We start from the raw sequence: 12979 nt of genomic DNA, 5'->3' as shown, positions 1-12979 counted from the left end.
TCCCGAGCACCGCATCGACAAGATCGGCGTGCTGACCTCGACCCGGCCGGTGACGGCCGCCAGGTAGCCGCGTAGCCCATGGGCGGCCGGTCCGGCGCCCGACTCAGGCAGCCAGGTGGAAGCCGGCGCCCACGCCGCCGTTGGCGTTCATCTCGTCGATGATGCTGAGGATCGGCGAGCTGTGCTGGGCCTGAGGGGGGTCACACCCGCTCCTCCTCGTACGCGACCGTCAGAGTCGCGCGGGTGTCGCGGTTGAGGAACAGGTATGCCGTCGCGGCCTGGTTCTGCTCGAACCTCAGGCGCAGTTGCGTCCTGCCCGACCGGTTGATCGCCGCCAGGCCGGCGGCGGACAGGTCGGTGGAGGACCGGGCGCCCGAGACGAACGGGGCGATCTCTGCCGCGCCGGGCGCGGTCGGGGTCGCGGCCCAGTCGGACGGCTCCGGTGCGCATCCGCCGAGGCAGCCGCTCTGGACGTCGACCAGGAGCCGGTTGCCCAGCGGACTCGACCAGGGGTCGCCGGAGCCGCTGGAGCGGGTCACGGTGACGTACGCCCGGGTGATCCGCTTGCCCGCCGGGATGCCCGAGGTGTCGAAGGAGAGCACCGTGCGGTTGAACCTCCCGTCGGCACCCCGGCCGACGGCCAGTCCGTACGTGCCCTCCAGCGTCCCGAGGGCGGGACCGGAGCCGTCCGCCCCGGCCTTGATGTACCCGTCCTCGGCGTCGACGCTCGGCAGCGTGGCGGTCCCGCCGGGCGGCGGCGTCGGGCCTCCGCCGCCTCCGCCGAGCGCCCGCACCATCGCCATGACGGTCTCGATCTGGTCGCCGCCGTGCCGGGCGTGATCCGGGTCTCCGAGGTAACCCCACCAGTTCCAGCAGCCGTTGGGGTTGTCCAGGGTGGTGGTGGCGACGGCCTGCGGGTAGAGCACGATCAGGTTGTTGGTGTCGGCGTACTCGTTGAGGTACGCCTTGTCGATGAACGTCGTGCCGAACCCCTGGTACGAGTACCCCTGCTTGCAGCCGTGGAGGGCGACCAGGATCTTGCAGACGGCCCCGTTCTCGCAGGCCGTGGGCGTGTAGACGAAGCCCTGTTCGTCCATGGAGATCGGCTTGGCCGCGCCGCCCGGCGCGTACCGGTTCTGGTCGAACCGGGTCAGCGTGCCGCCGGGCGCGGCGGCGGGCGCGGCGACCGGCCCCAACAGGTGGGTCAGCAGGTCCCGTTCGGCGTCGATGCCGCAGTCGTTGATGAAGGGCGTTGCGGTCGCGGCGCAGGAGTTCGGGCCGAGCGGGCTGATCCACGCGTGCCCCGCGTCGGTGGTCCTGTCGTAGCGGACATCGGCGCCGAAGTGGCCGAAATAGTCGGCCAGGGCGGTGACCACGGGGCGCTCGACCGTCGAGTCGGCCGCGCCGCTGAAGGCGTAGACGCGGTCTCCGGCGAGATTGGCGACGTCGTCGATCCGGCCCTGTGCCGACCAGTCGGCGGTGATCTGCTGGAGCCTGGTCAGCTGGAGGTCCTGGGTGACCTCCATGCAGGCGTTCAGGGCGGTGGCCAGGCTGTTCTGCGCGCAGTACTGCGGGCCGGAGGCGAAGGCGGCCGAGCCGTCGAACGTGCCGGAGTAGGCGACGTGGAGCTGCGTGGCCATGTAGCCGCCGGAGGAGATCCCGGCGCTGTAGACCCCGTCGACGGCGTAGGTCTTCAGCGAGCCGGGGACGGGGGTGACGGCGGCGGCGGCCGGAGTGGCGGCGGCGAGGGGGGACAGGACGAGGAGCAGGCCGGCGACGGCGCGGGCGAGTCTGCTGGGAGTTGGGGGCATGGGTCCTCCTTGGGCGCTCGTGGCACCACCGGGGGTGGCGGAGGGATGTGACCGTACGGCCGGCGCCCGGGCCGTACTCATGGCGGGGAACTCCACAATGAACGCCGCCGGAGTGGCCACCGACACCCTGGACGCCCCTGGTCGAGCGGTCCAGTTTCCCGGGATTGGACCCGGCGGCCGGCAGGTCGGGCCGCATACGGTCGAGGGCGTTCGAGACGCGCGCTCCAAGGCGCGCCGTCCGAGACGAACGGAGACCTCATCCCATGCACCCCCTGCTCACCGAGGACCACGACCGGCTGCCGCAGCTGCTCGACACCGTCCGGCGGCACGCCGGCGACGTGCTCGGGGCGATGCCCGGGCGGGACGTCGTGCCCGCCGGCCCGCTGCCGGAGCGGCAGCCGCTGCCCGCGCGGGGAGCGGGGCTTGAAGCAGCGCTTGGGGAGTTCGCGGCGCGCTGGGAGCCGGTGTTCTCGGCGAGCGCCGGGCCGCGCTATCTCGGCTTCGTGACCGGCGGGGCGACGCCGGCCGCGCTGGCGGGCGACTGGCTGGCCGCGACCTGGGACCAGAACGCGTTCTCCGGACTGGACGGGGCCGGGCAGCACCTGGAGCGCGAGACGGCGGCCTGGCTGCGGGCGCTGTTCGGGCTGTCGGACGCCCAGCACGGGACTTTCGTCAGCGGGGCGACCATGTCCAACACGGTCGGCCTCGCGGTCGCCCGTGAGTGGCTCGGCGAGCGGCGCGGGGTCTCACCGGCCGAGGACGGCGTCGGCGCGCTCGGGCCCGTCCGGGTGCTGTCCGGAGCGGCGCATTCGAGCGTGTCGAAGGGCCTGTCGATGCTCGGCCTGGGACGCCGGTCCCTCGTCAAGGTACCGCTGCTTCCGGGGCGGGAGGCCGTCGACCCTGCGGCCCTGGAGCGGGCTCTGTACGACGTCGGCGACGAGGGTCCGTGCGTCGTGGTCGCCAACGCGGGCACCGTCAACACCGGCGACTTCGACGACCTGCGGGCGATCGCCGCGCTGCGCGAGCGGTACCCGTTCTGGCTGCACGTGGACGCCGCCTTCGGCGCGTTCGCGGCGCTCTCCCCCGCGCACGCTCACCTGGTCGACGGCCTGGACCTCGCCGACTCGATCTGCGTCGACCTGCACAAGTGGCTGAACGTCCCCTACGACAGCGCGGTGCAGTTCACCCGCCGCCCCGACTTGCAGACGGCCGTCTTCCAGAACGCGGCCGCATACCTGGGGCCGCTCGGCGACACCCCCGACCTGGTGCACCTCACCCCGGAGAACTCGCGCCGACTGCGGGCGCTGGCCGCCTGGTTCACCCTGCGGGCGTACGGCCGCGAGGGCCACCGCGAGATCGTCGAACGCGACCTGGCCTGCGCGCGGGCGCTCGGCGACGCGGTCGAGGCCGACCCCGCTCTGCGGCTGCTGGCGCCGGTGCGTCTGAACGTCGTCTGCTTCACCCTCGCCGAAGACCCCACGTCGAAACGCCTCGCCGCACTCACCCGACGACTGTCCGACGAGGCCTTCCTCACCCCCACCGTCCTGGACGGCGTACCCGCCCTGCGCGCCGCGTTCAGCAACTGGCGCACCGCACCGGCCGACACGCACCGGATCGCCACCGCGCTCGCGAAGGCGGTCCGGTCCGGCTGAGCGCCTACTCCGGGGGCCGCTGCACCATCAAGTAGGTGCGGTCGCTGGGGTGTTCCGCCTCGGGGTGCGGGGCTCGGTCCAGGCGGGCCGTGACGGTGAGGCCCGCCTTGGCCAGGGCGGTCGTCTCGGCGGTCGGGTCGAGGAAGCGGAAGGTGAGGTCGACGGGGTGGTCCCACCAGTCGGTGAGGTGGTTCGCCCCGCCGGGGCCGATGTCGGGGTCGCTGGTGTGGAAGGCCAGCAGCGCGTGGCCGCCGGGGCTCAGCACACGGGCGAACTCCGCGTAGGCGGCGGCGCGTTCGGCCTCGTCCAGGTGGATCAGCGCGTACCAGCACAGGATCCCGCCCACCGCCCCGGAGCGGATCGGCAGCGCGGTCATGTCGGCCGCGCCGAACGGCAGCGCGGATGCGCGCCGCGCGACGGCGCACATGCCCGGCGAAAGGTCGAGCCCGAGCGCGCGGGCGCCCCGGGCCGCAAGGTACGCCGTGGCATGACCCGGTCCGCAGCCGACGTCCACGACGGGCCGCTCGCCGGCCATCTCCACGAAGGCGTCCAGCAGGGCGCGGTCGAGCGGCTTGCCGGCGAGTTCGTCGCCGATCTCGGCGGCGTAGCGCTCGGCCACGGCGTCGTAGCTCCGGCGCGTCGTGGCGCGCGGCTTCACGCTCCGTTCGTCGGTGGGCTGCGTCATTCCTGTTCTCCCCCTGTCGCCACGCCGGCATCCAGCCCACCGTACAAGGTCATTACCCTCAAGGGGCGCTGACATAAGACCAGTTGACGCCGCCCGAGCGCGAACTCTGGGACGCCTTCCCCGAGGGGCGTGCCGTGGACCTGCGGACGGGCGCGCCCGAGGCGGACGACCCCGCCGGGGATGCCGTGTGGGAGCCCGAACGGTCGGTGCGCGCCGCCGTGGTGGCGACTCTGCTGCTCGGTGCGAACGAAACGCGCTCGGGGGCCGTCGCCGCGCTGCGGCTCGCCGCCGGCTGGGTGCTCACGACCGACGTCGTAGCAGGCGTGACACGAACCCTGAACCGGACCTAGCCCTGGCCGCCCGCTCCGGCTCCGTCCACTGCTCCGTCGCCGCGTCCTCGCGCCACGGCGCCCTGCCCACGCGCGGCAGCGGCACGAACGGCCCGCGCTCGCGTGACTCGGCGGCCGCGCCGAAGAAGTCGCCGCCCTTGCGCTTGAAGTCGTCCGTGCCCCAGGAGCGCCCGGGGCCGGTGAGCGGCACCTTCTGCAGGTGCGGAATGTGCTTGGCGCAGTGCACGTACGCCTCGTCGACCGTCACCACGACCCAGGCCTCGGGGCGGCGGCCGGGCACGGGGTCGACGGAGAGCCCCGGGCGGTCCCGGCGCAGCTCGTCGTCGGTGAGGACACGCGCCGTGCCGTTGACGTGGAGCCCGATCCTGTCCTTGAGGAAGTCCACCATCAGGACCCCGACGTGCGGGTTCTCCTCGATGTTGCCGAGGCTGGCCTGCACGCCGTTCCCCCGGTACTCGGGGTAGGCGAGCGTCGCCTCGTCCAGCACGTGCAGGAAGCCGGGCGGGCCGGCGCGGAAGGTGTTGTCGCACTCGCCGTGCCGGTCTGCGGTCGCCAGGAAGAACATCTCCTGCCGGGCCACGAACTCCCGCATCCGGGCATTGAGCCGGTCCAGGACCTGCTCCGCGTAGAACCTGTCCGCGCGCGCGGTGGTGCCGGTGCGCTGCTGGACCAGATGCTCGCCGTCGCTGCCCGGGCGCGAGCTGCGCGCCGGGGTCGCCGCTCGGTACCCGGCCTGCTCGAATGTGCTCAATTCCTTGCCCCGACCAGTTCCTCGATGGAGTCGTGCCGTATGCGGTGGGCCGGGACTCCGACGCCCACCAGGGCGTCGACGCCGCGGCGGATCATGCCGGCCGGGCCGGAGAGGTACGCATCGTAGGTGTGCCAGGGCCCGTACTCGCGCACGGCGCCCGGGAGCCCGCCGCTCAGGTGGCCGACCGGGCTGTCGTCGACGACGGGCCGCACCGAGAGCCAGGGGTGCGACTGCTGCATGCGGAGCATGGTCTCGATGGCGTACAGGTCGTGGTCGCGGCGGGCGCCGTAGAACACCTCGACCGAACGGTGCCGGCCGTGCTGCGCCACGTCCTCGACCAGGGACTTGATGGGCGCGATGCCGGTGCCCCCGCCGAGGCACAGCAGGCCGTTGTCCGTGCTGTGGTCCACGATCATGGATCCCGCGGGACCGCCGAGGCGGATCACGTCCCCCGGGCGGGCGCGGTGCACCAGCGCGTTGGAGACCCAGCCCGCCGGGACGGCCTTCACATGGAAGGAGAGCAGCCCGTCGGAGCGGGGCGCGGAGGCGAACGAGTAGTGCCGCCAGACGCGCGGCCACCAGGACGTCTCCACGGCGGCGTACTGCCCGGCGCGGAACGGATAGGGCTGGTCGGGCCGCAACGTCACGACCGCGATGTCGCGCGTCCGCATCTCATGGCCGACCACCTCCGCCTGCCACCAGGCCGGCGCGCGCAACGCGTCCTGGGCCGCCGCGTCGATCATGATCTGGGAGATCGTCGTGTACGCGGCCACCCAGGCCGCCTCGGTCCGCGGGCCCCAGGTCTGCGGGGCGTAGTGGGAGAGCGCGCCGATGAGGCACTCGCCGACGGCCGGATAGTGCTCGGAGAGGGTGCCGTACTTACGGTGCCCGCGGCCGAGATGGGTCAGGTACGTGGTCAGCGTCTCCGTGTCCTCCGCGTGGGTCGCGGCGGTGAGCAGCGCCTTGAAGAGCCGGTCGCGCTGGACGTCCATGGCGACGGGGAAGAGGGGCCGCACGTCGGGGTGCTTGAGGAAGAGCAGGGCGTAGAAGTACGAGGTCACCTTGTCGGCGATCGGCTCGATCTCGGCCATGGTGCGGCGCAGGAGAGCGGCGTCGGACGTGTCCTCGCGCGGCGGGGTCGGCTGATTCTCGCGCGCCGGTGGGGTCGGCTGGTTCTGGCGCGGCGGGGCCGGCTGGTCCGCGTGCATCGGGGTCGGCTGATCCGCGTGCACCGGGGTCGGCCGGCTCTCGCGCGTCGGAGTCGGCTGGCCTCCGCGCGCCGGGGTCGGCTGGTCCCCGAACCAGCCCCCGCTCCCCCTGCTGCCGCTGGAGCCGGCGCCGTGAGCCGGCGCGGTGGTCGGAGCATCCATCGGTTTGCCTCGCCTCGAACGTCTTCGGTCGGTGTTCGCACGCGGGGTCCGGGTGTGCCCCGTTTTCCTCTCCCTCTTCGGAATTACCGCCTATTCACGCCGTCTCTTCAAAACTGGTGCCATATACCGCACTTGACATGTGGCGGGCACCAGGGCGTGCGAACGGGCTCGACCATACCCCGGCCGCGCGAATTCACCCAGGGTCGCCGGCCATCACCACGGCGTCGACATCCGCCCTGGTCAGGGCAGTGCAAGCCCAGGAGCTAGGGTTTTGTCTCGAGTTACCGGCGAGTTCAAAGGATGCGACAAGCGGTTTCTCGGCACGGTTAAGAGGAATGCGCTGGCGAAATAGTCGCGGCCCGATCGGAACCCCTCACAGAATTCGTGCGAGGTCTTCACTTTCTCGCCCGCCGTTCAGCCGACCCGGTCGCCCGCCGCCACGCGATGGACCTCAAGACCGGGCGTGGCGAGCAGGTCGGCGATCAGTTCCTCGGAGCCGCAGACGTACGTGCTCACCAGGTCGACGTCGCCGCCCACACACCAGGCGCCGTCCTGCGGCCACCACAGGTCGGGCAGCTCGGCGAACTCGTCCAGGAGCTCCGGCGACACCGCATCGGCCAGCGTTCCGGACAGCAGGATCTCGTCCCGGCCCGGAGTCGGGAAGGTGGGAACCCCCTCCCACTCCCAGCGGCCGTACCCCTCCCACAGCCCGTACCAGCACCGCTCCGGCGTGCCCGTGTGCCGGGACAGGACCGGGATCAGGGCGCGCGCGACATCGCCGGGCGTCGGGCCTTCGGCAGGGTGCTCGTCCCACACCCCGGGCAGACCGTACTCCCCCATGTTCTGGTAGAACCGCTCCGCGCCGATCACCTCGTGCCAGTCCGTCAGCGCCTCGACCCGCCGCCCGTAGGCGGCGGCGACGACGTCCCAGCGGACCGGGCCCTCGTCGAGGGCCGCGGGGTGAAGCACCCGCGCGTACGCCGGGAAACCGGGCGCGGCCACACCGGCCACGGTCCCGAAATCACCGTGCCCGGGGCGGCGTTCGGTCATCCGGCGCGCCGGCCCGAGGTCCTCGACCTCGACGCGCAGACGTCCGTACAAGGCGGGCCCGGGCTCGCGGCCCGACCTCAGACTCCAGGTCTCCATCCGCCCAGTCTGCCCGCCCCGGACGACCGACCCGTCCATCCGGACCGCGATCGGCTCATCGGCGTTGCCATTCTTCTGCCAGGAGCTGGTAGGAGCGCACTCGGTCGGCGTGGTCGTGGGTGATGGTGGTGATGATCAGTTCGTCGGCGCCGGTGGCCTCCTGCAGTTGTTCCAGCTGGTCCGCGACGCGCCCCGGTGAGCCGACGAACTGGGTGTCGACGCGGTCGGCGACCAAAGCGCGGTCCGCTTCGGTCCAGGCGTGGGCGCGGGCCTGGTCCGGGGTCGGGAAGGGGATGGCGCCCTCGGCGGTGCGGATGCTGCGGACCCACAGGCCGTAGCCGGTGGCCAGTTCGCGGGCGGTGGCGTCGTCCTCGGCGACGACGACGTCGGCGGAGACGCTGACGTGGGGCTTGTCGAGGTGGTCGGAGGGCTGGAACGCGGCGCGGTAGCCCTCGGCCGCCTCCAGCACGGTGGCCGGGCTGACGTGGTAGTTGGCGGCGAAGCGCAGGCCGTTGCGGCCGGCGACGTCGGCGCTCTGTCCGCCGCTGCTGCCGAGGATCCAGACCTCCAGGTCCGCGCCCTCGCCGGGGACGGCGTGCGCCTCGGTCCCGTCCGCGGAGCGGTAGTCGCCGCGCAGGAGCGCGAGGATGTCGTCGACCTGCTCGCCGTAGTCCTGGGGGCGGGCGCCGGGCTGGTGCAGGAGCTGCTGCTGGAGCCGGAAGCGGGGGGTGCCGATCAGGTGCTCGAAGGAGAATCGTGGTGGGATCTTCAGGCCGTTGGGCGCGTGCCCGTCGACGACGGGGGTCGTGGTCGGCCGGGGGTCGGCCGTCTGCCCGGAGGGTCGGGCGCCGGAGCGGCCGAGACCGAGGTCGAGTCGTCCGGGGTGCAGGGCGTCGATCAGTCCGAACTCCTCGACGGTGGACAGCGCGGTGCGGTGACCGAGCTGTACGGCCCCGGAGCCGATCCTGATGGTGGAGGTCGCGGAGGCGGTCAGGGCCAGCACGACGGCGGGAGAGGCCCCGGCCACACCCGGGTTGAGGTGGTGCTCGGCGAACCAGTACCGGGTGTAGCCGAAACGCTCGCTCTGCTGGGCCAGGTCGATGGTGTTGCGCAGCGCCTGGGCGGCGGTGGAGCCGGACGGTATCGGGACGAGGTCGAGGACTCCGAGAGGGATGCCGGACATGGTCGGGGGTTGCTCCTCAGCGGTCGGTGGGCGCGGGTGCGGATGCGGGTGCCGATACGGACACGGGCTCGGGTGCCGCGGTGACCGGCGCCCAGGGGAACGGCGGGTCGGGGATCTCGCGTCGTAGCACCGGCGCGATCTCGGACTGGAAGAGTTCGAGCGAGGCACGGTGCTGGACGTGGGTGAGACCGCCCGCGTCGGCGTGCAGGTGGAGCACGCTGTGTCCGAACCGCTCGTGGTAGCGGTGCACCTTGTCGATGATCTGTTGAGGGCTGCCGATCAGCGCCGAGCTGCGGGCGACGAAGTCCTCCAGGGTGGCGAACACCGGCTCGAGGCCCAGGCTTTTCTGGAAGGCGAGGTGGCCCTCGAACACCGGCCGGTACGCGGCGACGGCCTCCTGTGAGGTGCGGGCCGCGTAGTAACCGGCCGTTCCCGCGCCGACGACGGCCCGAGCCGGGTCGTGGCCGTGGTGCTCCCAGCGCTCCCGGTAGTAGCGGATGAGTTCGGCGTACGGCTCGATCGGATGGGTGACGTTGGCCGAGAAGAGCGGGTCTCCGTAGCGTGCGGCGAGGTCGACCGACTCCCGGCTGGTCGCGCTGCCGTGCCAGACCCGGATGGGCTGCTGGAGCGGTCTCGGCCACACCTCGGCGTCGATCAGCTCAGGGCGGAAGCGCGGGGACGCGCTCACCTTGTCCTGTCGCCAGATGCGGCGGAACAGCTCGTAGCTCTCGGCGTTGCGGTCCCACTGGTCGTCGGGCGTGACGTGGAACAGCTCGCGCTGGGCGGTGCCGTTGCCCTTGCCGATGATCAGGTCGAGGCGGCCCCCGGACAGGTGGTCCAGGGTCGCGTAGTCCTCGTACGCGCGCACCGGGTCGAGGAGGCTGAGGGTGGTGACGGCGGTGAACAGCCGGATGCGGGAGGTGAGCGCGGCGATATGGCTGAGCACGACCGGTGGTGAGGAGGAGATGAACGGCCGCTCGTGGCGTTCGCCGACGCCGAAGCCGTCGAATCCGAGTTCCTCGGCCAGCAGCGCGTTGTCGATCACCTCGCGGAAGCGCTCGTTGGTGGACTTCTGGACTCCGGTCAACGGATCCGGGGCGTGCACGATGAGGGTGATGGCCAGGAACTTCACGATGCCACCCGCCGGGTCTCCGCCGCCGCGCGGGCGTCGGGGTGTGCCAGGCCGAGGTGGTCGCGGAGCGTGGCGCCCGTGTAGTCGTGGCGGAACACACCGCGTTCCTGGAGCAGCGGGACGACGGTGTCGGCGAACTCGTCGAGACCGCCGGGGGTGAGATGCGGGACCAGGATGAAGCCGTCGGCGGCGTCCGTCTGGACGAAGTGGTCGATGGTCTCGGCGACGGTGGCCGGGGAGCCGATGAACGACTGGCGGCCGGTGGTCTCGATGACCAGTTCACGGATCGACAGGTTCTCCGCTTCGGCGCGCTCGCGCCATTGCCTGGCCACGGCAAGGGGGTCGCGGAACATCCGGACGCTGGCCCGGCCACGGGCGATGGTGTTCTCGCCGGGGTCCGGGTCGATGTCGGGGAGCGGGCCGTCCGGATCGTACGCGGAGAGGTCCCGGTTCCAGACGTGTTCGAGGTACGTGATCGCCGTCTGGCCGCTGACCTGTTGGCGTCTTACCTCACGGGCCAGCTCCTGCGCCTCGGCGTCGGTGTCGCCGAGTACGAAGGTCGCCGCGGGGAGGATCAGCAGCTGGTCGCGGGTTCGGCCGTGGCGGGCCAGGCGTCCCTTGACGTCGGTGTAGAAGGCCCGGCCGGCCTCCAGGGCGCTGTGCCGGCTGAAGATGGCGTCGGCGCCGGCGGCGGCGAACTCGCGGCCCTCCTCGGAGTCTCCGGCCTGGAAGATCACCGGGCGGCCTTGCGGGCTGCGCGGGACGTTGAACCGGCCGGCGATGTCGAAGTGCTGCCCTTTGTGCACGAAGGCTCCGGCCTGCGCGTCCTTCAGGAAGATGCCGGATTCCCGGTCGGCGACGATCTGGTCGCCGCGCCAGGAGTCGAACAGCTCGGTGGCGGTGGACAGGAACTCCTTGGCCCTGGAGTACCGCTGGTCCTCCGGGAGGAAGCCGCCGCGCCGGAAGTTCTCGCCGGTGAAGGCGTCCCAGGAGGTGACGACGTTCCAGGCAGCGCGTCCGCCGGACAGATGGTCCAGGCTGGCGAACTGGCGGGCCACCTCGTAGGGCTCGTTGAAGGTCGAGTTGATCGTGCCGGTCAGCCCGAGATGGTCGGTGACCGCCGCGAGCGCGGCCAGGATCGTGAACGTGTCCGGTCGCCCGACCACGTCGAGGTCGTAGATCTCCCCAGCCTGCTCGCGCAGCCGCAGCCCCTCGGCGAGGAACATGAAGTCGAACAGCCCGCGCTCGGCGATCTGCGCGAACTCCACGAACGAGTCGAACTCGATGTGGCTGCCCGACGCCGGGTCGCTCCACACGGTGGTGTTGTTGACGCCGGGGAAGTGGGCGGCGAGGTGGATCTGCTTCTTCGGCCTCTCGTTGCTGCGCGGCGTGCTCATGCGGGCGTCTCCTCGGTGGTGGCGTAGCGGCTGGTGGGACGCGGCAGACCGAGCGCTCCCCGCAGGGTGGCTGCGTCGTACGCATCGTGGAAGAGCCCGCGCCTCTGCAGCTCGGGCACGAGCCGGCGGGTGATCTGCTCCAGGTCGTCGGGGAGCACCGCCGGCCGCAGCCGGAACCCGGCGAGCCCGGCGGCGTGCCAGGTCGCGAGCAGGTCGGCGAGGTCCTCCGGGGTGCCGGCGAAGACCAGGGCATCGGACTCGTACGCAGCACCGGCCGCCTCGTCCAGGCGAGCCAGCCGCTCCCGGGCAGCCTGCTCGGTCTCGTCGAGGAGGACGACGATGTCACCGAAGACGTGGACCGTGTCGGTGCCGCGTCCGGCGGCGTCCTGCGCGGCCCGGATCTCCGCGGTGATCGAGGCGATGTCGGCCGCAGTTCGAGGCGTCACGAACCCGATGTCGGCCGAGGTTCCGACCAGCTCGAACGGCACGCTCTTGAAGGGCGCAGTGCGGTGAGCGAGGGCGGCCACGACCGGCTGTCCCTGCGGTGGCCGCGGGGTGATCGAGGGCCCCTTCACGTCGAAGTGGAGTCCTTCGAAGTCGATGTAGTGGATCTTGTCCCGGTCGATGAACCGCCCGGTCGCGACGTCGCGGATCTCCGCGTCGTCCTCCCAGGAGTCCCACAGCCGCCGCAGCACCTCGACGTAGTCGGCCGCCTCGGCGAACGCGTCCCGGATCAGCTCCTGCCCTTCGGGGGAGCCGAGGGCGGCGTACGAGATCTCCGGGAACTCACGCCGGCCGAACAGCGCCGCGTCCCGTGGTCGCGGCGCCACCTGCACACGTACGCCAGCCCGGCCACGGCTCACGTAGTCCAGCGTCGCGATCGCCTTGCTGAGATGGAACGGCTCGGTGTGGGTGACGACGGCCGTCGGCACGATGCCGATGCGCCTGGTCAGCGGCGCGATCCGGGAGGCGATCAGCACCGCGTCGAGCCGTCCGCGCACCCGGTCGGTGCGGTCGTCGTCCTCGGTGCCGAACGGTGATTCGGTCTGGATCGAGAGGGAGTCCTCGATCGTGACGAAGTCCAGCAGGCCGGCCTCGGCCTCCTGGACGAGACCGGCCCAGTAGCCGGGTTTCAGCAGATCACCGGGCCGGGCGTTCGGCTCTCGCCAGGCGGCCGGGTGCCACCCGGCGCCGTCGAGGGCTACAGCGAGTCGAAGACGAGATGGGGGCGCACTCATGAGTAAAAGTCTACTGACTTCATCAACTTAGTGTGGCGAGTTTCGGAGGATGGACCGCGCCCGGGGCAGCCCGACGGCCACGAGCAGCGCCGCGACCAGGACCAGGACCGCGTTGACCGCGATCGCCACCTGGAGTGCCCCGAGCGAGGCGACTCCGCCGGCGGCGGTGGCGACGGTGGACATGATCGGGATGCCGAGCGCGATCGCGACCTGCTGGGTCATCATCGCCAGCCCGGTGGCCAGGCCCTGCTCGTGGTCGGGGAG

General features: G+C 72.0%; 10 protein-coding genes and 2 pseudogenes. 2 read left to right on the top strand and 10 right to left on the bottom strand.

The genetic code is table 11. The features are described 5' to 3' along the window. Positions 1–200: 200 nt before the first annotated feature. A complete protein-coding gene (locus tag VIU94_RS25680) occupies positions 201–1811 on the bottom strand; it encodes an extracellular catalytic domain type 2 short-chain-length polyhydroxyalkanoate depolymerase (RefSeq protein WP_331914574.1) in 1611 nt (536 codons plus the stop codon). Between the two features lie 263 nt (positions 1812–2074). On the opposite strand from VIU94_RS25680, the gene VIU94_RS25675 reads away from it, so the two are divergent. Further along, complete coding sequence (locus tag VIU94_RS25675; protein WP_331914572.1) at positions 2075–3463, top strand: pyridoxal phosphate-dependent decarboxylase family protein; 1389 nt, start codon at positions 2075–2077, stop codon at positions 3461–3463. A 4-nt stretch (positions 3464–3467) separates the two neighbouring features. Here VIU94_RS25675 and VIU94_RS25670 read toward each other — a convergent pair whose 3' ends face one another. Then, positions 3468–4148 carry a class I SAM-dependent DNA methyltransferase gene (locus VIU94_RS25670; RefSeq protein ID WP_331914568.1) on the bottom strand — a complete coding sequence of 227 codons (681 nt, stop codon included), beginning with the start codon at positions 4146–4148 and terminating at the stop codon, positions 3468–3470. An 83-nt stretch (positions 4149–4231) separates the two neighbouring features. Here VIU94_RS25670 and VIU94_RS25665 point away from each other — a divergent pair. Then, positions 4232–4435, top strand: a pseudogene (locus VIU94_RS25665) (oxidoreductase); the annotation flags it as partial. 13 nt (positions 4436–4448) lie between these two features. Here the strand turns inward: VIU94_RS25665 and VIU94_RS25660 are convergent. The 8 genes and pseudogenes from VIU94_RS25660 to VIU94_RS25625 all read right to left on the bottom strand — a co-directional run. After that, positions 4449–5249, bottom strand: a complete 801-nt coding sequence (locus tag VIU94_RS25660; protein ID WP_331914566.1) for a pyridoxamine 5'-phosphate oxidase family protein — start codon at positions 5247–5249, stop codon at positions 4449–4451. Further along, the gene (locus VIU94_RS25655) at positions 5246–6619 is read right to left on the bottom strand and encodes a globin domain-containing protein (protein WP_331914564.1); all 1374 of its coding nucleotides are present in this window, start codon (positions 6617–6619) and stop codon (positions 5246–5248) included. Before VIU94_RS25655 ends, VIU94_RS25660 begins: the two co-directional genes overlap by 4 nt. Before the next feature lie 414 nt (positions 6620–7033). Next, positions 7034–7765, bottom strand: a complete 732-nt coding sequence (locus VIU94_RS25650) for a hypothetical protein (RefSeq protein ID WP_331914562.1) — start codon at positions 7763–7765, stop codon at positions 7034–7036. A 55-nt stretch (positions 7766–7820) separates the two neighbouring features. Further along, complete coding sequence (locus tag VIU94_RS25645; RefSeq protein WP_331914560.1) at positions 7821–8948, bottom strand: LLM class flavin-dependent oxidoreductase; 1128 nt, start codon at positions 8946–8948, stop codon at positions 7821–7823. 16 nt (positions 8949–8964) lie between these two features. Then, the gene (locus VIU94_RS25640; protein ID WP_331914558.1) at positions 8965–10080 is read right to left on the bottom strand and encodes an LLM class flavin-dependent oxidoreductase; all 1116 of its coding nucleotides are present in this window, start codon (positions 10078–10080) and stop codon (positions 8965–8967) included. Next, the gene (locus tag VIU94_RS25635) at positions 10077–11477 is read right to left on the bottom strand and encodes an NtaA/DmoA family FMN-dependent monooxygenase (RefSeq protein ID WP_331914556.1); all 1401 of its coding nucleotides are present in this window, start codon (positions 11475–11477) and stop codon (positions 10077–10079) included. The genes VIU94_RS25640 and VIU94_RS25635 overlap by 4 nt, the downstream gene beginning before the upstream one ends. Beyond that, positions 11474–12715, bottom strand: a complete 1242-nt coding sequence (locus tag VIU94_RS25630; protein WP_331914554.1) for an LLM class flavin-dependent oxidoreductase — start codon at positions 12713–12715, stop codon at positions 11474–11476. Before VIU94_RS25630 ends, VIU94_RS25635 begins: the two co-directional genes overlap by 4 nt. 27 nt (positions 12716–12742) lie before the next feature. After that, positions 12743–12979 (bottom strand): annotated as a pseudogene (locus VIU94_RS25625) (MFS transporter); the annotation flags it as partial.

The sequence above is a fragment of the Streptomyces sp. genome, assembly GCF_036566765.1.
Taxonomy (GTDB): domain Bacteria; phylum Actinomycetota; class Actinomycetes; order Streptomycetales; family Streptomycetaceae; genus Streptomyces.
The sequence above is the reverse complement of the archived record's forward strand: the minus strand, read 5'-3'. Positions and strand labels throughout refer to the sequence as shown.